This is a genomic window from Pseudomonas sp. R4-15, from assembly GCF_055768815.1.
The window spans coordinates 2,990,759-3,010,095 of sequence record NZ_CM147293.1; the positions used below are offsets into that span (position 1 = coordinate 2,990,759).

Annotated in this window: 21 protein-coding genes; 14 read left to right on the forward strand and 7 right to left on the reverse strand. The window is 65.0% G+C overall.

Annotated elements, in window-relative coordinates; translation table 11 throughout:
• Positions 1 to 120: 120 nt before the first annotated feature.
• Positions 121 to 738: a bifunctional phosphoserine phosphatase/homoserine phosphotransferase ThrH gene (thrH, locus tag ACYRGX_RS14335; protein ID WP_473053140.1), complete on the forward strand. Its 618-nt coding sequence runs from the start codon at positions 121 to 123 to the stop codon at positions 736 to 738.
• Here the strand turns inward: thrH and pabB are convergent.
• Positions 735 to 2,078 (reverse strand): aminodeoxychorismate synthase component I, encoded by a 1,344-nt coding sequence (pabB, locus tag ACYRGX_RS14340; RefSeq protein ID WP_473053141.1) that lies wholly within the window; start codon positions 2,076 to 2,078, stop codon positions 735 to 737. The genes thrH and pabB overlap by 4 nt on opposite strands.
• 103 nt (positions 2,079 to 2,181) lie before the next feature.
• Here pabB and ACYRGX_RS14345 point away from each other — a divergent pair, with 103 nt between their 5' ends.
• Genes ACYRGX_RS14345 through ACYRGX_RS14355 form a run of 3 tightly spaced genes read left to right on the forward strand, consistent with a single transcriptional unit; the run spans position 2,182 to position 8,137 of the window.
• The gene (locus ACYRGX_RS14345; RefSeq protein WP_473053142.1) at positions 2,182 to 4,827 is read left to right on the forward strand and encodes a winged helix-turn-helix domain-containing protein; all 2,646 of its coding nucleotides are present in this window, start codon (positions 2,182 to 2,184) and stop codon (positions 4,825 to 4,827) included.
• Complete coding sequence (locus tag ACYRGX_RS14350) at positions 4,824 to 7,526, forward strand: winged helix-turn-helix domain-containing protein (RefSeq protein WP_473053143.1); 2,703 nt, start codon at positions 4,824 to 4,826, stop codon at positions 7,524 to 7,526. The genes ACYRGX_RS14345 and ACYRGX_RS14350 overlap by 4 nt, the downstream gene beginning before the upstream one ends.
• Before the next feature lie 47 nt (positions 7,527 to 7,573).
• Positions 7,574 to 8,137: a DUF192 domain-containing protein gene (locus ACYRGX_RS14355; RefSeq protein WP_473053144.1), complete on the forward strand. Its 564-nt coding sequence runs from the start codon at positions 7,574 to 7,576 to the stop codon at positions 8,135 to 8,137.
• Here the strand turns inward: ACYRGX_RS14355 and ACYRGX_RS14360 are convergent.
• On the reverse strand, positions 8,134 to 9,027 hold the full coding sequence (locus ACYRGX_RS14360; protein WP_473053145.1) for a LysR family transcriptional regulator: 894 nt from the start codon (positions 9,025 to 9,027) through the stop codon (positions 8,134 to 8,136). The genes ACYRGX_RS14355 and ACYRGX_RS14360 overlap by 4 nt on opposite strands.
• A gap of 135 nt (positions 9,028 to 9,162) precedes the next feature.
• Here ACYRGX_RS14360 and ACYRGX_RS14365 point away from each other — a divergent pair, with 135 nt between their 5' ends.
• The 4 genes from ACYRGX_RS14365 (at position 9,163) to galU (ending at position 12,158) form a co-directional block, all read left to right on the forward strand.
• On the forward strand, positions 9,163 to 10,371 hold the full coding sequence (locus ACYRGX_RS14365; RefSeq protein WP_473053146.1) for an acyl-CoA dehydrogenase: 1,209 nt from the start codon (positions 9,163 to 9,165) through the stop codon (positions 10,369 to 10,371).
• Positions 10,372 to 10,448: 77 nt separating this feature from the next.
• Complete coding sequence (locus ACYRGX_RS14370) at positions 10,449 to 10,784, forward strand: hypothetical protein (RefSeq protein WP_473053147.1); 336 nt, start codon at positions 10,449 to 10,451, stop codon at positions 10,782 to 10,784.
• A gap of 172 nt (positions 10,785 to 10,956) precedes the next feature.
• Entirely contained in the window at positions 10,957 to 11,235 is a 279-nt protein-coding gene (locus tag ACYRGX_RS14375) for a DUF3509 domain-containing protein (RefSeq protein ID WP_473053148.1), read from the forward strand.
• An 83-nt stretch (positions 11,236 to 11,318) separates the two neighbouring features.
• Entirely contained in the window at positions 11,319 to 12,158 is an 840-nt protein-coding gene (galU, locus tag ACYRGX_RS14380; RefSeq protein ID WP_473053149.1) for a UTP--glucose-1-phosphate uridylyltransferase GalU, read from the forward strand.
• Positions 12,159 to 12,211: 53 nt separating this feature from the next.
• Here the strand turns inward: galU and ACYRGX_RS14385 are convergent, their stop codons facing one another.
• Positions 12,212 to 12,628 (reverse strand): VOC family protein, encoded by a 417-nt coding sequence (locus ACYRGX_RS14385; RefSeq protein WP_473053150.1) that lies wholly within the window; start codon positions 12,626 to 12,628, stop codon positions 12,212 to 12,214.
• 51 nt (positions 12,629 to 12,679) lie between these two features.
• Between ACYRGX_RS14385 and gorA the strand changes: the two genes are divergently transcribed.
• Together gorA and ACYRGX_RS14395 are read left to right on the forward strand one after the other, a co-directional pair.
• Positions 12,680 to 14,035, forward strand: a complete 1,356-nt coding sequence (gene gorA, locus ACYRGX_RS14390) for a glutathione-disulfide reductase (protein ID WP_473053151.1) — start codon at positions 12,680 to 12,682, stop codon at positions 14,033 to 14,035.
• Positions 14,035 to 14,667, forward strand: coding sequence for a trimeric intracellular cation channel family protein (locus ACYRGX_RS14395; RefSeq protein ID WP_473053152.1), 633 nt, complete (start codon positions 14,035 to 14,037; stop codon positions 14,665 to 14,667). The genes gorA and ACYRGX_RS14395 overlap by 1 nt, the downstream gene beginning before the upstream one ends.
• A gap of 1 nt (position 14,668) precedes the next feature.
• Here the strand turns inward: ACYRGX_RS14395 and cydX are convergent, their stop codons facing one another.
• The 4 genes from cydX to cydP are packed head-to-tail and all read right to left on the reverse strand — an operon-like array spanning position 14,669 to position 17,702.
• Entirely contained in the window at positions 14,669 to 14,767 is a 99-nt protein-coding gene (cydX, locus tag ACYRGX_RS14400) for a cytochrome bd-I oxidase subunit CydX (protein WP_473053153.1), read from the reverse strand.
• A 12-nt stretch (positions 14,768 to 14,779) separates the two neighbouring features.
• Positions 14,780 to 15,922 carry a cytochrome d ubiquinol oxidase subunit II gene (cydB, locus tag ACYRGX_RS14405; protein WP_473053154.1) on the reverse strand — a complete coding sequence of 381 codons (1,143 nt, stop codon included), beginning with the start codon at positions 15,920 to 15,922 and terminating at the stop codon, positions 14,780 to 14,782.
• A 10-nt stretch (positions 15,923 to 15,932) separates the two neighbouring features.
• Positions 15,933 to 17,498, reverse strand: coding sequence for a cytochrome ubiquinol oxidase subunit I (locus ACYRGX_RS14410; RefSeq protein WP_473053155.1), 1,566 nt, complete (start codon positions 17,496 to 17,498; stop codon positions 15,933 to 15,935).
• Between the two features lie 6 nt (positions 17,499 to 17,504).
• Positions 17,505 to 17,702, reverse strand: coding sequence for a cytochrome oxidase putative small subunit CydP (cydP, locus tag ACYRGX_RS14415; protein WP_473053156.1), 198 nt, complete (start codon positions 17,700 to 17,702; stop codon positions 17,505 to 17,507).
• 102 nt (positions 17,703 to 17,804) lie between these two features.
• Here cydP and ACYRGX_RS14420 point away from each other — a divergent pair, with 102 nt between their 5' ends.
• The 4 genes from ACYRGX_RS14420 (at position 17,805) to ACYRGX_RS14435 (ending at position 19,221) form a co-directional block, all read left to right on the forward strand.
• On the forward strand, positions 17,805 to 18,254 hold the full coding sequence (locus tag ACYRGX_RS14420) for a YeeE/YedE family protein (protein WP_473053157.1): 450 nt from the start codon (positions 17,805 to 17,807) through the stop codon (positions 18,252 to 18,254).
• Entirely contained in the window at positions 18,241 to 18,678 is a 438-nt protein-coding gene (locus ACYRGX_RS14425) for a DUF6691 family protein (RefSeq protein WP_473053158.1), read from the forward strand. The genes ACYRGX_RS14420 and ACYRGX_RS14425 overlap by 14 nt, the downstream gene beginning before the upstream one ends.
• Entirely contained in the window at positions 18,675 to 18,863 is a 189-nt protein-coding gene (locus tag ACYRGX_RS14430; protein WP_473053159.1) for a YgaP family membrane protein, read from the forward strand. The genes ACYRGX_RS14425 and ACYRGX_RS14430 overlap by 4 nt, the downstream gene beginning before the upstream one ends.
• Before the next feature lie 91 nt (positions 18,864 to 18,954).
• A complete protein-coding gene (locus ACYRGX_RS14435; RefSeq protein ID WP_473053160.1) occupies positions 18,955 to 19,221 on the forward strand; it encodes a metal-sensing transcriptional repressor in 267 nt (88 codons plus the stop codon).
• Positions 19,222 to 19,337: the final 116 nt, after the last annotated feature.

Sequence of the window (19,337 nt, forward strand, 5' to 3'; positions counted from 1 at the left end):
CAGGCAGAGGAGGGGGATGGTACCAGCGCCCCGGATGCCCAGCCAGGGGAGATGGCCGCCGTTGGGGCGTACTGGTAAAGTGCCGGCCCTCAGCCACAACTAGACTAGAGGGAATCGCCCATGGAAATCGCCTGCCTCGACCTGGAAGGTGTCCTGGTACCGGAAATCTGGATCGCCTTCGCCGAAAAGACCGGCATCGAGTCGTTGCGCGCGACCACCCGTGACATTCCCGACTACGACGTGCTGATGCGCCAACGCCTGCGCATCCTCGACGAGCACGGCCTCAAGCTCGACGACATCCAGCAGGTGATCGCCACCCTGGAACCGCTGGAAGGTGCAGTGGAATTCGTCGACTGGTTGCGCGAGCGCTTCCAGGTGATGATCCTTTCCGACACCTTCTATCAATTCTCCCAGCCGCTGATGCGCCAGCTCGGCTTCCCCACGCTGCTCTGCCACCAACTGGTGTGCGACGAGCAGGGCCGGGTGACCGGTTATGAACTGCGCCAGCGCGACCCCAAGCGTCAATCGGTGATCGCGCTCAAGAGCCTCTATTACCGCGTGATCGCCGCCGGCGATTCGTACAACGACACCGCCATGCTCGACGAAGCCCACGCTGGCATCCTGTTCCATGCGCCGGAGAACGTCATCCGCGAATTCCCGCAGTTCCCCGCCGTACACAGTTATGAGGATCTCAAGCGCGAGTTCATCAAGGCGTCGAACCGCCCGCTGAGCCTCTAGAGGCTTTCCAGCGTCTGCAGCAGCACGCGGACCTTGTCCAGCGACTCGCGGTACTCGTCCTGCCACTGGGAGTCGGCGACGATGCCGCCGCCGCCCCAGCACTGCACCTGCCCCTGGCGTATCCGCAGGCTGCGGATGGCGATGGAGCTATCCATCTCCCCGCGTACGTCCAGGTAGAGCAGCGAACCACAGTAGAAGCCGCGCCGGCAGGGCTCCAGTTCGTCGATGATCTGCATCGCGCGGATCTTCGGCGCACCGGTGATCGAACCGCCAGGAAACGCCCCGGCGAGCAGGTCCAGCGTATCGAGCCCGGGCGCCAGGCGGCCGGTGACCGCGCTCACCAGGTGATGCACGTTGGGATAGCTCTCCAGGGCGAAGAGCTCCGGCACCCGGACCGAGCCCGGCGCGCAACTGCGTCCCAGATCGTTGCGCAGCAGGTCGACGATCATCAGGTTCTCGGCCCGATCCTTGGGACTGGCCAACAGCTCGTCCGCCAGCGCCCGGTCGCGCACGGCGTCCGCGTCACGCGGCCGTGTGCCCTTGATCGGCCGCGTTTCCACCGTTCCGCCGCGCACCTGGACGAAACGCTCGGGGGACAGGCTGAGCAGCGCATCCCCCCCATCCAGCGCGAGAAACCCGGAGAACGGCGTGGGGCAGGCGCGCCTCAGCGCACGGTAGGCGACCCAGCCATCGCCCTGGCAATCGGCGATGAAGCGCTGGGTGAAATTCACCTGGTAGCAATCGCCGGCCTGGATGTAGGCCTGGATGCGTTCGATCGCCCGCCGATATTCGTCCTCGCTCAGTTCCCTGCGAAAACCGCCTTGCAGTGAAAAGCTCGCCTCAGGACAGGCAGTTGGCTGCGACTCGAACAACGCCACGCGCTCGGCACGCACCTGGGCTGGCACGCTGGGGTGGAACACCAACTGGCTGCACTGCGTCTGGTGGTCGGTGATCAGCGCCCAGTCGTAGAGCCCCAGTTGGGCATCGGGCAGATCGTCAGGGGCGTGCCGAGACGCCACCTGCGTTTCCAATTGCGCCCCGAAATCGTAGGCCAGGTAACCCAACAGACCGCCACAGAACGGCAGTTCGACACCCGCCGGGGGCTCGGCAGGACCAAGGCTGCGCAGTGCCGCACGCAGCCGGGCGAGGTAGGCGCCCGCATCGCCATCATCGGCGAGCAGGCGCTCACGAGGCCAGGCACTGAGGATGTCGTAGCGGCCACGCTCCGCGGTCGGCCGGCCGGCATCCAGTAAAACGGCACCGGAGGCATCACGAAGACGGTCGAAATACACAGCAGGATCCGCCTGGTAACTCAGCGGATGGATGGAACATGTCGGCATGATCGAGGTCAGACAGGCGCGGAACGCCCATTGTAGTGCCCGAGCCGGCTGCGGCCTAGCAGACCGTGACTCGGTTCTCTTATTCGTGCACAGGAGTTGGAGCATGAATGCCGTCATGGACGCCGCAGTCAGGCACCCGCGCAAGTCGGCGGCGGCCGAACTGCTCGAAGACATCGAACACGTACGTCTGATCCTGCTCTGCGCACCCGCAGGATTCGGCAAGACCAGCGCTTTGCAAGCCCTGGCGCAACGTCGCCGGCTGCTGGGCGATGCGGTCGCCTGGCTGTCGCTGGGCGAAGCGGATAGTGATCTGCCGCGCTTCGTCGAGCGCTTGCTGGCGGCGCTGCATGGTGTGGGCGTGGAGTCCGGAGCGACGGCTCGGCGCCGCTTGCTGGGTTGCCAGAACCTGCCACTCGCCTCCCTCGTCGACCTGCTCCTGGCCGAACTCGACAATGCGCGCCGCGATGTCCTGCTGGTCTTCGACGATCTCCAGCAACTGCGCTCGGGAGAGGTGCCCCTGTTGCTCGAACGCATCCTGCGCCTGGCGCCCAGTGGTTTGCGCATCGCCATTGGCAGTAGCCAGGCGCCGCCGCTGCCCCTGGGGCGCTTGCGCGTTGAGGGGCGTTTGCTGGAAATCGGGGTCGAGCAATTGCGCCTGGACGCCGAAGACAGCCGAGAGCTGCTTGGCCGGCTGGGCGTGGAGCTGGACGATGCGTCGTTCAAGACCCTGTTCACGCGTACCGAGGGCTGGCCAATGGGCCTGCAGTTGGCGGCGCGCTGGCTGAAGCAGGGCGAGCAGGCCGCGAGCCTGACCGAGACGGGCGGCATCGAACATGTCGGCCACTATCTGATGCAACGCGTCTTCGAAGCCCTGCCCGACGAACTGCAGGAGCAGTTGCTCGCGCTGTCCATCGTCGCCCAGTTCAACGCGGGGTTGGCTTCGACGCTGTCCGGCGTGCGAGACGGCCAGGCACTGCTCGAACGCCTGGAAACCCAGCAGTTGTTCCTGCAAGCCTGCGACCCGACGCGAGAGTGGTACCGCTTCCATCCGCTGTTCGGCGAGTTCTTGCGCAATCGCCTGGAGATTCGCGAGCCGGTGCGTTTTCGCCAACTGCATTTCAACGCCAGCCTGTGGTACGCCAACCACCACCTGCAGCTTCCGGCGATCGAACATGCAGCGTTGGCCGATGATCCTCAGATGCTCGCTGCACTGGTCGATGGCTGCGCCCTGGAACTGGTCAACCAGGGTCAGTTGTTGCGTATCCACGCCTGGCGCAGGTTGATTCCCGACGCGGTCGCCGAACAGTATCCGATGCTGGTGCTGGCGGATGCCTGGGTACAGGCCGCCGGCCGCTCACGCGACCAGGCCTATGACATCCTCGACGAACTCGATGCGCGCTACGCACGCCCGGGGCCGGGCGAAAGTACCCAGGCCAGTCGCCTGGCGATCCATGCGGTGAAATCAATGATCGCCCTGCAGAAAGACGATCTGCAGACCTGCGTCGCCCTCGCCACCGCGCCGCAAGCCCGGCCGGGGCACTATCCGGCATTTCTCGAAGTCGCCTTGTTGCTCGGCGCCGCCCTGGCCCAGGCCATGCTCGCGCAACCGCGCCAGGCCCAGGCCCTCATCGCCCAGGCACGACAGCGCACGCACCTGCTGCGTGGCGACTACCTGAGCATGCAACTGGCGAACCTGGAACTGCTGATGGACCTCGAGCAGGGGCGGCCCGCCCAGGCGCGGACGCGCCTGGAGGCGATGCGCGACGTGCTCATGGGGCGCTTCGAAGCCACCTCCAGCGCCCTGGCGCTACCCGGCATCAGCGCAGCGCTGGTGGATTACCAGCAAGGTCGGCTGGACGGATTGCAAGAGCGCCTGCGGCTGAGTCTTCGGCGACTGGACCTGGTGAGCCCCATCGACCTTCAGGCGCGCACGCTGCTGGCATTGGCGCGCCTGCAACGTTTCACTGAACAGGGTCGCGAAGCGCGTTCCAGCCTGGCGCTGCTCAAGGGGCTGGCGCAACGCAATGGCTGTGGCCGGCTGCTGGCGCTGGTCCAGGCGGAAGAGGTGGCGATGCTGCTGCAGGACACCGACGCCGAAGCCTGCCGCCGCGCCGAGCAGGCGCTGCGTGGCGTCGACTGGGAATCCCTGGCCACGCCCTACGCGGGCCTGGCCTTCAATCCGGTGATTTTCTGCCAGGGCCTAAGTCGCGTACGACTGCTAATGGCCCGTGGCGCCAATGGCGATGCCATGCGCGAGATCGCCGCCCTCGAACGCGCGCTGATGAGCGACTGGCATGGCCTGCAGCGTCTTCGCCTGCGCTTGCTCGGTGCCCGTGCCCAGCACGCGCTGGGCTACCGCGAGCGCGCGCTCAAGCAATTGCAGAGCTGCCTGCTGGACGCCGAGCACGAGGACCTGCGCTGCGTGTTCCTGGAAGAGGGCGAGGGCATTCGCCAACTCCTGCTCGAACTGGAAAACAGCGAACGGGAACCGGGTCTGCAGAGCTTCGTCCGCCAGTTGCTCGCGCTCTGGCCCCAGCAAGCGCCGCCCTTGTGTCAGTCCCTGACCGAACGCGAGCGCAGCATCCTGGAACTGGCGGCTGGCGGCATGACCAACGAGCAGATAGGCAAGCGCCTCGAATTGGCGCTCGGAACGGTGAAATGGCACATGCACAACATTTACGACAAGTTGCAGGTGCGTAACCGCACCCAGGCCATCCGCCGCCTGCGCGAAAACGAGGGAAGTGCATGAGCCTGCTGCTGGAGAACAGTGATGCTCAGCCTCTGTTGCGTGGCAAGCTGCAGCCGGCCAGCCCCGAGGCACCGGGGCTACAAGTGCGCCCCCGTTTGCTGGCACGCCTGACGGAGGCCATCGAACAGCCATTGGTGTTGCTCAGCGCACCGGCTGGCTATGGCAAGAGCGTGCTGCTCGCGCAGCACTTCCAGCAACTGCGCCAGACCGACGACCTGGCGGTCTGGCTGACCTGCGACGAGGCAGACAGCGCGCCACTGCGGCTGGCCAGGCACATGCTGGCCGCCTTGAGCGACCTGCTTCCCGCGCTCAAACGGCCCGCGAGCCTGTCTGGCGGCGCCGACAAGGCCCTGGCGGAACGCCTGCTGGAACTGGCCCTGGATGAGCTACAACGGCACGCGCGGCCCCTGTATCTGTTCGTCGATGAGTTGCAGGCGCTGGGCAACAGCGACGGAGCACGACTGGCGATGGCCTTCCTCGACAGCCTGCCGGACAACGTCCGCTTGCGCCTGGCTAGCCGTGATTGCCCGACGCTTCTGAGCCAACACCCGCTCTGCCGCAGTGGCTTGCAGTTGCATGCCGCGGATCTGGCCTTCGATACCGACGAGTTCGATGTCTTTCTTGCACAGCACGACCTGCTGCTGACGCCGGCCAAAACTCGCCGACTGCAGGAAGAAACCGGCGGATGGCCCGCAGCGATGCGCCTTTTCGCCCAGCAGTGCGAGCGCGGACGCCACCCCGACGAAGCGCTGGACGCTCTGCTCGACGGCTGCCGCGAGGTCTCCGATTATCTCGACGAGGAAGTCCTGCAGGGTCGATCGCCGGCCTTCTGCGAGTTTCTCGAACGCACCTGCGTGCTCGAATCCTTCTGCGCGGAGCTGTGCGACAGCCTGAGCGGCAACGGCGACGGTGAACTACGCCTGCGCCGCTTAGCGTCACGTCAGTTGTTCCTGCAGCCGCAACCGGGCCGGGCGGGCTGGTATCGCTACCATCCGTTGCTGGCGCGACACCTGCAACGACGCCTGGCGCGCCGTGGCGACCCCCGCGGGCTGGCCCTGGCCGCCGCGCGCTGGTACGACCAGCACGAGGATGGCGAGTTGGCGGTGCGCCAGGCGCTGCTCGGCGAGGATTACGCGCTGGTCGAACAACTGCTGGAGCGTCACGGCCATCGCCTGGTGCGGGACAACCGGGTCTACGGCGTGCTCGCACTGCTCGATCGCATTCCCACCGCGGAAATCGCCGAGCGTCCGGTGCTGCGGCTGTTCCATGCCTGGCGCCTGGCGATGGATGATCGCCACGCCGAGGCCGAGGCCTTGATCGAGGCGCTGATCCAGGACCTGGCGGCGGGCGGCATGCCCACCGGGCGGATCGAGTTGTTCGGCGTGGCCATGGTCCTCAAGGCGCTGGTGCTGCTTTATCAGGACAAACTCGAGCGTTGCCTTAGCGTATGCAGCCAATGGTTGCAGCTGGTACCCGAAGGACAGGCGCTGTTTCGCGCCAGCCTGGCCTGCGTGCAGGCCGCCGCCTACGGCCTGCTGGGCGAGAACCGCCAGGCCCTGCTGTCGGTGGAGGTCTCCCGCGCGGCCCTGGAGCTCAGCCACAGTGCCTACCTCGAGGCGATCTGCGGCCTGATCGAGGCGCTGGTGCGCAAGGAGTTCGGCGAAATCGAGCATGCCAGCGAACGCCTCGAGAGGGTTCGTGCACGGGCCGTCGAGGCGTTCGGCGGCGATGCCCGGGTCTCGGGCCCCTTGCTGCTCGCCCAGATCGATCTTGCCTATGAGCGCGACCGCCACGCGGTGCTCTTGCCGCAACTGCTCAGCGCCTCCCTGCGACCGGACGTGGCCACGCCGCTGGAGCTGCTTGGTCGGGGCGAGTTGTTGCAGGTACGTGCCGCGTTCTTCGCCGGCGTCGAAGGCGACGAACCGCTGCGGCGGCTGGACGCCTGGCTGCGCCAACTGCGCGTCAGCGGCGCCGAACGGCTGTATGCCCTGGGCATGGGCTGCAAGATCCAACTGCTGCTGTGGCGCGGGCGGAGCGGCGAAGCCGAGCGCACGCTTCAGCAACTCAATGCGCAGCTTGGCGGGCTTGATCCTGCCCGCTACGCCGACGCGTTCGCCGCCCTGACGCTTGCCGAAGCACGCCAGGCCCTGCACGAGCGTCGTCCGGAGCGTGCCCAGGCGCTGCTCGAAGAAGCGCTCGATGGCATGCACGACGAGCAGCAACGCGATCGCCGCCTGCGCCTGCAATGCCTGTTCTGCGTTGCGCTGTGGCGACGCGGACAACCGGGCAAGGCCTTCGACCTGTGGCAGCAGGTGCTGGCCGAAACCTGGCCGCTGGGGTACCGCCGGTTGTTCCTCGATGACGCGCTCTGGCTGTTGCCGTTCGCACGAAGCTGGCAACTCGAACGCGGAAAAGCCGCCGCGGGCTGGCAGCACCTGCTGGAGCGCCTGCAGGCGCAATGCAACCTGCTGGGCCTGGACATCGAGCAACTCGACCAGGATCAGGCGATCAGTTACCGCGAGCAGGAGATCCTGCGCTTCGTCGCCGCCGGCCTGGCCAATCGCGATATCGCGATGGATCTGCACCTGTCCGAGGCCACGGTGAAGTGGCACCTGCATCGGCTGTTCGCCAAGCTCGGCGTGCGCAGCCGCACCCAGGCGGTGGTGGAGGGCAAGCGCCGCGGCTTGCTGGGGGGATAGGCGATAGCCGATCATCCCAAACTCCGTTGCAGCAAGAGCCTCGCGGCATGTTCCGTATTCCCGTGCGACACCCCAGCGTAGAAGCAATCCGCCCGGCGCGGGCGGTCGTGCTCGCCAGACGCTCCCTCGCCCCCCTGCATGGGCTACTGCGCCGCATGCGGCTGCCGCTCGGTGGCCTCGCCCTGTGCCTGGCGCTGCCTGGCTGCGCGCAGGAACGCGGCTCCGACGAGCGCAGCGAGCTTCGCATCGGCGAGCAACGCCTGCAGGTCGAACTGGCCGTCGATGCAGCCACACGCCAACGGGGCTTGATGGAGCGCGAGGCCCTGGCTGAAAACGCCGGCATGCTGTTCGTCTTCGAGGACGCGGGCAACCACTGCTTCTGGATGCGCAACACACCGTTGCCGCTGTCCGTGGCGTTCATCGACGAGCAGGGGCGGATTCTCAACCTCGCCGACATGCAGCCGCACAGCGACAGCCTGCACTGTGCCTCGGGTGCCGCGCGCTTCGGCCTGGAGGTCAATCAGGGCTGGTTCGCCAAGCACGCGGTGCGCGCCGGCCAGCGGGTGGAAGGACTGCCTGGCGCCGTGAATGAAACGGGGAACAGACCCTAGAGTGCGTTAGCGATATCGATGAACTGCTCGCGCATCCAGCGGTTGGCGGGGTCCTGATCGGTACTTTCGTGCCAGTAGAGGTGACTCTCCAGCAGGGGTACCTCGACGGGCAGGGCGCAGTAGTACAACCCCTCGCGCCGGGCGAAGCGCTCCGGCACGGTCATCGCCAGATCGCTGTTCTGCAGCACTTCGCTGGCCATCAGGTAGTGCTGCGAGCGCAGCACCACGCGCCGTTGCAGACCCTGGCGACCCAGCGCGAGGTCGATGTAGCCCAGGCCACTGCGGCGACTGGAAATGTGTACGTGCTGCAACGCCAGATAACGCTCAAGGGTCAGCGGCGCGCCCGCCAAGGGATGCTCGGGGCGCAGGGCGCAGACCAGCCGATCTTCCAGCAGCTTGACATGGCGCACCTGAGGGTCGGTGTTGAGCGGGGCATCCACAGCGAAATCCAGACGCCCAGCCGCCAGCTCCTTGGTGGTTTCCCGGCGGCGTGCCAGCAGGCTCTCGACGCTCAGTCCCGGCGCTCCCCGCTGCAGGCGCTGGAACAACGGAGGCAACAGCACCGCCTCGCTGAGGTCGGTCATGCTCACCCGATAGGTCTTGCTCGCCTGGCGCGGCTCGAAGCTGCGACTCTCGTGCACCGAGGTGCGTAGCAGCTGCAGCGCGTTACGCACCGGCCCGATGATGTTCTGCGCCATCGGCGTGGGCACCATGCCCTGGGCGGTACGTACGAACAGCGGATCGTTGAAGGTGTCACGCAGGCGGGCGAGGGCGTTGGACACCGCCGGTTGGGTGATGCCGATGATCTGCCCGGCACGCGTCAGGTTGCCCTCGGCGTAGATGGCGTCGAAGACCACGAAGAGATTGAGATCGACCTTGTTGAGCGTCATCGCAGGCAATCCGCGTTGTTGTTATGAAGGACATCTTATATGAGTTATGAATCTTCATACACGCCGGAAATGCATGACATGGATAGCGCCCCACTGGCCTAAGCTGCTCGCACATTCAGCAGCGAGGCCCAAGCCATGGATTTCTCCTACTCCCCCAAGGTCCAGCAGTTACGCGAGCGGGTCAGTGGCTTCATGGAGGCACACGTCTATCCGGCGGAGGCGGAGTTCGCAAAGGAGGTCGCGCAGGGTGATCGCTGGCAGCCCACCGAGGTGATGGAGCGACTCAAGGCCGCCGCCCGTGCGGAAGGTTTGTGGAACCTGTTCCTGCCCGACTCCGAATACGGCGCGGGCTTGAGCAATCTGGAGTACGCGCCCCTGGCGGAGATCATGGGACGTTCGCTGATCGGCCCGGAGCCGTTCAATTGCTCGGCACCGGACACCGGCAACATGGAAGTCCTGGTGCGCTACGGCTCCGAGCAACAGAAGAAGACCTGGCTGGAGCCGCTGCTGGCCGGCGAGATCCGCTCGGCGTTCGGCATGACCGAACCGGCGGTGGCCTCGTCCGACGCCACCAACATGCAGTCCCGCGCCGAGCGCGATGGCGACGAATGGGTCATCAACGGCCGTAAATGGTGGACGTCCGGCGCCAGCGATCCGCGCTGCAAGGTGATGATCTTCATGGGCCTGAGCAACCCGGATGCACCGCGCCACAGCCAGCACTCGATGATCCTGGTGCCGCTGGACACTCCCGGTGTCACGGTGCTGCGCGCCTTGCCGGTGTTCGGCTACGACGATGCGCCCCACGGCCATGCCGAGGTGCTGCTGGAAAACGTCCGCGTTCCCTATGAGAACGTCATTCTCGGCGAGGGACGCGGCTTCGAGATCGCCCAGGGACGCCTGGGCCCAGGACGCATCCACCATTGCATGCGTTCGGTCGGCATGGCCGAGCGCGCGCTGGAACTGATGTGCCGGCGCGCCGCCACGCGAACCGCCTTCGGCCAGCCACTGGCGCGCCTGGGCGGCAACCTGGAGCGTATCGCGGACTCGCGCACGGAGATCAACATGGCGCGCCTGCTCACCCTCAATGCGGCGCACATGATGGATACCGTCGGCAACAAGGTGGCGGCCAGCGAGATCGCGCAGATCAAGGTCGTCGCGCCCAACGTGGCGCTCAAGGTGATCGACCGCGCCATCCAACTGCACGGTGGGGCAGGGGTCAGCGGCGACTTCCCCCTGGCGCACTGGTACGCCATGCAGCGCACCTTGCGCCTGGCGGACGGTCCGGACGAAGTACATCGCATGGCCATCGGCAAGTACGAGCTGGCACGCCAGGTGCCGCGCTGACCCGTTCGTCGAAAGGTTCGCACTGGCGGAACGACTGGAAGCCGAAAGAGGTAGATCCGCCTTCAGGAGATACCGCCATGCGCACCCTCTCTGCCTGCCTGTTGCTGTTGGCCACGTTGCAGGTCGCCGCCGTCCAGGCCCAAGTGACTACGGACGGTTCCTCCTCCACCGGCAGACCCGGCGACGGCAGTCTGCGTCCATTGCCCGACCCCGCACGCGATACGTTGCCCGGCACGCCCCGTCTGCCGGACGATCCGCCGCAACTGCCCGCCACGCCCGCGCTGGACGGTGAACGCGCTGTCGAACCGGGGCCGTCACCGCGACCAGACACCACCCTCAGCCCGCAAACGCCTGAGTTTCGTCTGCCCGGCGAGGGTGATCTTCCCCGTGACAGCGCCGAGCCCACCCGGTGAGACCTGTGCAGTTTGCAAGGTGGTTTACCCTGCATCGTGCAACCTGCATGATGCAGGGCCTCCAAAAAATCACCTAAATCACTGATATTAATAGGGTTTATTTTTTGCACGAGTCTGGCACGATGCCTGCTCTCTCCTTGGGCGAACAATATATTCCGCAAGGGGAGCCACCATGCAAACTGCCATCGAACGCATCACCGCCGCCTTTCCCGACATGACCGTTACCGCCCATCCCCGCCCGGATGGCGGTTTCCTCATGACCTTCGTCAGCGAAGACGGCATAGAAATCCGTCGCGCCGTCGCCGCCAGTCAGGCCGCCGACAGCCTGCGCACCGATTGGCTGATCAGCGCCATCCGCCGTGACATGGCGCTGCATTTCGGCAAGGTCCCCCCGGTAGAATCGCTGCGCAAGCTGCGCCAGGGCGGTCTGCCCAGCTACACGCACCTTTGAGTTGCGCGATACGCCGAGCCAGTTGTGGCCAGGCATAGGCCTGATAGACTGGTTCGGCATCATTCATCGTCCAAAGGACTACCATGATCAAGAAATGCCTGTTCCCGGCCGCCGGCTATGGAACCCGTTTTCTGCCCGCCACCAAGGCGATGCCCAAGGAAATGCTGCCGGTGGTGAACAAGCCACTGATCCAGTACGGCGTAGAGGAAGCGCTGGACGCGGGTCTCAGTGGCATTGCCGTGGTGACTGGCCGCGGTAAACGCGCCATCGAAGACCACTTCGATATCAGCTATGAACTCGAAGAACAGATTCGCAACACCGACAAGGAAAAGTACCTGGTCGGTATCCGTCGCCTGATCGACCAGTGCAATTTCTCCTACACCCGCCAGGTACAGATGAAAGGCCTGGGGCACGCCATCCTCACCGGCCGCCCGCTGATCGGTGACGAGCCGTTCGCCGTGGTACTGGCCGACGACCTTTGCTTCAACCTGGAGGGCGATGGCGTCCTCAAGCAGATGGTGAAGCTGTACAACCAGTTCCGCTGCTCGATCATCGCAATCCAGGAAGTACCGCCGGAAGAGACCTACAAGTACGGCGTGATCTCCGGCGAACTGATCCGCGACGACATCTTCCGTGTCAACGACATGGTCGAGAAGCCGAAGCCCGAGGACGCCCCGTCGAACCTGGCGATCATCGGCCGCTACATTCTGACCCCGGATATCTTCGAGAAGATCGAGCAGACCGAGCCGGGCAAGGGTGGCGAGATCCAGATCACCGACGCCCTGCTCAAGCAGGCGAAAGACGGTTGCGTGCTGGCCTACAAATTCAAAGGCCAACGCTTCGACTGCGGTAGCGCCGAAGGTTACATCGACGCGACCAACTTCTGCTTCGAGAACCTGTACAAGACCGGTCGCGCGTTCTGATCGCCGCGTAGGTTGCGTACAGCAAAGGCCACCTTCCGAGGTGGCCTTTTTCGTTAGCCCAAGGTTTTTGCTCCAGGCCCCAGCGGCTGCCCGTAGCTGAATTCCACGGCATTGCCGGCGGGGTCCTTCAGCCCGCAGTAATACCCAACCGGAAAGGCGTCCTCGCGCGGCGCCCAGAGCAGACAACCGGCGCGTTCCCCCGCCTCGGCGACGGCGTCCACCGCTTCCCGACTCTGCAGTGCGAAGCCCAGGTGACCGTAGTCGTCCACCGCCGCTTCACGCCGGTAGCCACCGGGCATGATGACGAGCACGAACTCATCCTCCCGACCGTTCTCGGCCATCCATACGATGCGCTGGCCCTTGGCTTCACGTTCGTGAACCACGCGCAGCCCGCAGAATGCCGAATAAAAGGCGATGCAGGCATCCAGATCCGGCACGTGCAGGGCGATGTGGGTGAGGGTAGGGGACATCTGTGCACCTCGCTTCCGGTATGCTGTGGCCATCGTAAAGGAGACAACAAGATGGCCCATGATTTCGACCTTTTCGTGATCGGCGCAGGTTCCGGCGGTGTTCGTGCGGCACGTTTTGCCGCAGGCTACGGTGCCCGCGTGGCGATCGCGGAGAGTCGCTACCTCGGCGGCACCTGCGTCAACGTGGGTTGCGTGCCGAAGAAACTGTTCGCCTACAGCGCGCATTTCCACGACGAGTTCGCCCAGGCCCGCGGCTATGGCTGGGAAAGCGGCCCGGCCAGTTTTGACTGGGACGTGCTGCGCGAACGCAAGAACGCCGAGATCACGCGCCTCAATGGGATCTACGGCAAGCTTCTGGCGGGAGCCGGCGTGCAGCTCATCGAAGGTCACGCGCGACTGCTGGACGCCCATCGCGTCGAAGTCGCCGGCCAGGTCTTCAGCGCCGAAAACATCCTCATCGCCACCGGCGGCTGGCCCCATGTACCCAACGTGCCGGGTCACGAGCACGCCATCACGTCCAATGACGTGTTCTTCCTGGAAAAGCTACCCAAGCGCGCCATCGTCGTCGGCGGCGGCTACATCGCGGTGGAGTTCGCCTCCATCCTGCACGGACTCGGCGTAGCGACTACGCTTTCCTACCGTCGCGACCTGTTCCTGCGTGGCTTCGACGACTCGGTCCGCGAGCACCTGCGCGACCAGATGCTCGGCAAGGGCCTGGACCTGCAGTTCGAAACCGACATCGCACGTATCGACAAGCAGGCGGACGGCAGCCTACAGGTGACCTACAAGGACGGCAGCTCGGTAGAGACCGACTGCGTCTTCTACGCCACCGGCCGGCGCCCGATGCTCGACAACCTGGGGCTGGAAAACACGGCCGTGCAGCTCGACGAGAAAGGCTTCGTCAAGGTCGACGACCAGTACCGCACCCGCGAACCCTCGATCTTCGCCCTCGGCGACATCATTGGCCGCGTGCAACTGACGCCCGTGGCGTTGGCCGAAGGCATGGCCGTGGCGCGCCTGCTGTTCCGCCCGGAAGAGTACAAACCGGTCGACTACTCGTTGATTCCCACCGCCGTGTTCAGCCTGCCGAACATCGGCACCGTGGGCATGAGCGAAGCCGAAGCGCGCAAGGACCACGAGGTGAAGATCTTCGAAAGCCGCTTCCGCCCGATGAAGCTCATTCTCACCGACGACCAGGAGCGTACCCTGATCAAGCTGGTGGTGGACGCCAAGACCGACAAGGTCCTGGGCTGCCACATGGTCGGCCCCGAGGCCGGCGAGATCATCCAGGGCCTGGCGGTGGCGATGAAGGCCGGCGCGACCAAGACCGTGTTCGACGAAACGCTCGGCATTCACCCGACCGCAGCGGAAGAGTTCGTCACCCTGCGCGAGCCGGTCTCGCGCTAGTGGGCAGCCTGCTGCACCTGGCCGACCTGTTCGGTGTTGCGGTATTCGCGATCTCCGGTGCGCTGGCGGCCGGGCGCAAGTCGATGGACCTGTTCGGCGTGCTGGTGATCGCGGTGATTACCGCACTCGGCGGCGGCACGCTGCGCGACCTGATCCTCGCTCGTCATCCGCTGGCCTGGATCGGCGACCAGAGCTACCTGCTGGTCGCCACCCTGGCGAGCCTCGGCACGGTCCTCTGGGTGCGCCTGACGCGACCGATCCCGGTGACCGGCCTGCTGGTGTGCGATGCCATCGGCCTTGCGGTGTTTACCGTGATCGGCACCGAGATCGCCGTGCGCGAAGGCGCTCCGGCGAGCACCGCGGTGATCATGGGCGTGATGAGCGCCGTGGCCGGCGGCGTGATACGCGACGTGATCTGCAACGAGATTCCGCTGATCTTCCAGAAGGAAATCTACGCCACCGCCTGCCTGGCCGGCTCGCTCACGCTCCTGCTGCTGGACGAGCTCGGCCTCTGGCCCGGCTACGCCGCCGGTATCGGCATGGCGGTGGTGCTGCTCATCCGACTGGCGGCGATTCGCTGGCGGCTCTCGCTGCCGCGCTTCCACCTGCTCGACGAGCCGCCACGCGACTGAATCAGTCGTCCAGGCACCGGCGGCTCTCCAGCCACATCACGTTGACGATGGCGAAACTGCAGGCGAGCAGTACGCCGAGAATCCAGGCGAAGTACCACATGGCGTTTTCCTCCTAGTAAAAGCTGTGTTCGTTGCGCTCGATCTGCGCGCGGTCCAGGCGTCCCCACATCTTCGCGTAGCTCCATAGCGTGTAGGCGAGGATCAGTGGCACGAACAGGCAGGCCACGACGAACATGATGCCCAGGGTTTTCTGGCTGGACACCGCGTCCCATACGGTGAGGCTGGAGCCGGGGTCGATGCTCGACGGCATGACGAAGGGGAACAGCGCGAATCCCGCTGTACAGAGCGTGCCGACGATCACCAGCGCCGAACCGAAGAAGGCCAGTCCGCTGCGCCCGACGGACACGCAGGAGAATGCCAGCAGCGCGCCTGCCACCCCCAACGCAGGTGCGAGCATGCTCAAGGGTTGCGCGCGATAACCGGCCAGCCAGCCCGGGTTGTCCAGCACGACCTGCTTGCCCAGGGGATTGAGGGCAGCGCCCGTGTCGATGGCCGAGGCCAGGCGCATGCCCTGGATATCCCCGAACAGCAGCCAGACCCCGGCGGCGATGAATGCGACCAGGTAGAGCAGGGCGCACAGCTTCGCCGCGCTTCGGCTGCGCGCCGCCACCGGGCCAGCGGTACGCATTCCGAGCCAGGTGGCGCCATGCAGCATGAGCATGCTCAGGCTGACCACCCCGGCGAGCAGCCCGAAGGGATTCAGCAACTGCCAGAAGCTGCCGTGGTAGCTGACCCGCAAGGTATCGTCGAAGACGAACGGCACGCCCAGCAGCAGGTTGCCGAAGGCCACCCCGAAGACCAGCGCCGGCACCAGTCCGCCGATGAACAACCCCCAGTCCCAGCCCTGGCGCCAGCGCGGGTTCTGCAGCTTGCTACGGTAGTCGAAGCCCACCGGGCGCAGGAACAGTGCGAACAGCACCAGCAACATCGCCCAGTAGAAGCCGGAGAAGGAGGCCGCATAGACCAGCGGCCAGGCGGCGAACAGCGCGCCACCGGCGGTGATCAACCAGACCTGGTTGCCATCCCAATGAGGCGCCAGGGTGTTGATCACCACCCGGCGCTCGCTGTCGTCGCGGCCGACGAAGGGCAACAGTGTCGCGGCACCGAGATCGAAGCCGTCGGTAACCGCGAAGCCGATCAGCAGTACGCCGATCAACACCCACCAGATGAGTTTCAGCGTTTCGTAGTCGAACATGGCGTTTTCCTCAGGCGTGTACCGGCTGCCGTGTTTCGAAGTGATAGCGCCCCAGATGCAAGCTGGAAGGCCCCAGGCGGGCGAAGCGGATCATCAGGTACAGCTCGACGACCAGCAGCAGGCTATAGAAGGACACCAGCGCGGCAAGGGAGCCCCAGACATCAGTGCTGGAGAGGCTGGAGGCGGAAAGATAGGTCGGCAGCACCTCGCCGATCGACCAGGGCTGGCGGCCATGCTCGGCGACGTACCATCCCGTCTGCGCGGCTATCCACGGCAACGGCAGGCTCCACAGCGCCCAACGCAGTAGCCAGCGCCTGTGCTGCACGGCGCCTTTCGTCGATGCCCAGAATGCACAGGCGAACAGCGCCAGCATGGCGAACCCCGCCGCGACCATCACGCGGAAGCTCCAGAACAGACTGGCGACGTGGGGCAGGGTGTCCAGGGTAGCGAGTCTGATCTGCGCTTCGCTGGCGTCGACCACATTGGGGCTGTACTTCTTCAGCAGCAGGCCGTACCCGAGATCGCCCTTCACCTGATCGAATTGCTGGCGCGTCTGCTCCGACGCATCGCCTCCGCGCAGTTGCTGCAGCAGGGCATAGGCCGTCATGCCGTTGCGGATACGCGCCTCGTGCTCGATCAGCAGGTCCTTGATACCCACGACCGGCTCATCCACGGATCGAGTCGCGATGAGACCCAGCACATAGGGAATCTTCACCGCGTAGTCCGTGCGCTGGTGGGCCTGGTCGGGCAGGCCGAAGAGGGTGAATCCCGCCGGTGCCGGATGGGTCTCCCACTCGGCCTCGATGGCGGCCAGTTTGGTTTTCTGCACGTCGCCGATCTCGTAACCGGACTCGTCACCGAGCACGATCACCGAAAGCACGGAGGCCAGGCCGAACGCGGCGGCGATGGCGAACGAGCGCTGGGCGAAGCCCGTATCCCGACCCTTCAAGAGGTAGCTGCTGGAAATCGCCAGGACGAACACGGCGGCGGTGACGTAGCCCGCCGCCACGGTATGCACGAACTTGACCTGCGCGACCGGGTTGAACAGCAACGCGCCGAAATCGCTGAGCTCCATGCGCAGGGTGTCGTAATTGAACTCGGCCCCGATGGGGTTCTGCATCCAGCCGTTGGCGATGAGGATCCACAACGCCGACAGGTTCGAGCCCAGCGCCACCAGCCAGGTGACCAGGAGATGCTGTCGCCGGCTCAGACGCTCCCAGCCGAAGAAGAACAGACCGAGAAAAGTCGACTCCAGGAAGAACGCCATCAACCCCTCGATGGCCAAAGGCGCGCCGAAGATATCCCCCACATAGTGGCTGTAATACGCCCAGTTGGTGCCGAACTGGAATTCCATGGTCAGCCCGGTGGTGACACCCAGAGCGAAGTTGATGCCGAACAACTTGCCCCAGAACTTCACCATGTCCTGGTAGACCTGCCTGCCGGTCATCACATAGACCGATTCCATGATCGCCAACAGGAAAGACAATCCCAGGGTCAGCGGCACGAAGAGAAAGTGATACATCGCCGTGAGGGCGAATTGCAGGCGTGAAAGATCGACGACGTCTTCCGAGATCATCTGGAGCTACTCCTTTGCAGCCAAGGATTTCGATTCCAGGGTGGCGATACCGAGCAAGTGTGCGGAGGTTCGCTCGCGCGCCTCGGAGGAAATGCTCGGCCCCGCGAACCATGCCGCCTTGATCAGCAGCAGGAGCGCGGTCTTCACCAGCAGTACGGCGACCAGATCACGGGCCAGACGTGGCGCTGTCGGACGAACAGGCACTTGAGGTCTCCTCACCGCACTGCTTTAATACCCCCAAGGGTATATAGACCGGCGACGACTGAAGAAGCGACGCAAGGTCGCAGACGTCTTGGGAGGGGTGGAATGAGCGTTGACTGGAGTGCTTTCACGCCACTCTCCGCGATTGCGGGTGGCGTGCTGCTGGGGCTGGGCGCGGGGCTCTTCGTGATGGCCAATGGGCGCATCGCGGGCATCAGCGGGCTGCTGGCAGGAACGATGAAGGCGGGCAGGGGGCGTGACGAAAACCTCATGTTCCTGCTCGGCATGCTATGCGCTTCCGTGTGCGGGGGGCTGCTGGGCTACTGGCCAGAGGTATCGTCGCTTGGTTCGCCGGGCCTATTGATAGTCGCGGGACTGCTGGTCGGCCTCGGTAGCCGCGCCGCGTCCGGCTGTACTAGCGGCCACGGGGTTTGCGGTCTGGCGCGGCTGTCACCGCGCTCGCTGGTAGCGGTTGCCGGGTTCATGGCCAGCGGCATCCTGACGGTCTACCTGAGTCGCCATCTGCTGGGGGGTATATCCCATGCGACGCCTTAGCGCCTTCCTCGCAGGCGCGCTATTTGGCGCCGGCCTGCTGCTTGCGGGCATGGCCAACCCGGCGAAGGTTCTGGCATTCCTCGATCTGTTCGGCGCCTGGGACCCGTCACTGGCGTTGGTGATGCTGGCTGCGGTTGCGAGTGCGGCCCTGCCCATGCGCTGGGCGGGCCATCACCCGCGCTCACTGCTGGGCGTTGAGATCCAGTTGCCGGGCACACGCCGGCTGGATCGCCGCCTGATCCTGGGCAGCATTGCCTTCGGCGTAGGCTGGGGACTGTTCGGACTGTGCCCGGGACCGGCGTTTCTGTTGCTGCCCAGCCTGCAATGGCCGGTGTGGGCATTCGGCGCCTCGATGCTGGCAGGCATGGGTATTTTCAGCGTACTGGAAGGCCGGTACGCATTAGCAAGGAGAGACGCGAAATGAAAGCGAACGTGGGGAAAATCGACCGCATGCTGCGGGTCATCATCGGCGTACTGCTGATCGGACTGACCCTTTCGGGCAGCATCGGCGCCTGGGGCTGGATCGGCGTACTGCCACTGGCGACGGGACTCGCCGGGCGCTGCCTGGGCTACCGCCTGATCGGCATCGATACGTGCAAACTGTCCTGAGACACGCTGTGGTGCGCGGCCGAAGGGCTGGTCGCGCATCGCGTTCGAGGCTAACCTCGCCGAAATATCGCGTAGTTTCAGATAAGCCCGAATGAGTAGAAAGAAAGATCTCACGCCCCAGGAAGCCATGCTCAATCGCCTGGCCCGCGTCGAAGGACAGGTTCGCGGACTGCAGGCGATGATTCGCCGAGGCGAAGAATGCGAAACCATCGCCGTGCAGTTCAGCGCCGCCCGCAAGGCACTCGACAAGGCGTACCAGGAAATGCTCGCGTGCCTGCTCGAAGAAGCTTTTCACGAAGAACAGGATGCTGACGCAACGCTCAGGCGCGTACGGGGCATCTTTACCAAGTACACCTGAAGAGAGGAACGCATGCCGGGGCAGGTCCGGTCTTTGGGGTAAATCCTTTATTTAACATAATATACATTATGGGAAATAAAGGATGCGCCAGTGCCAACGCTTCCCCAGCTTCAGCC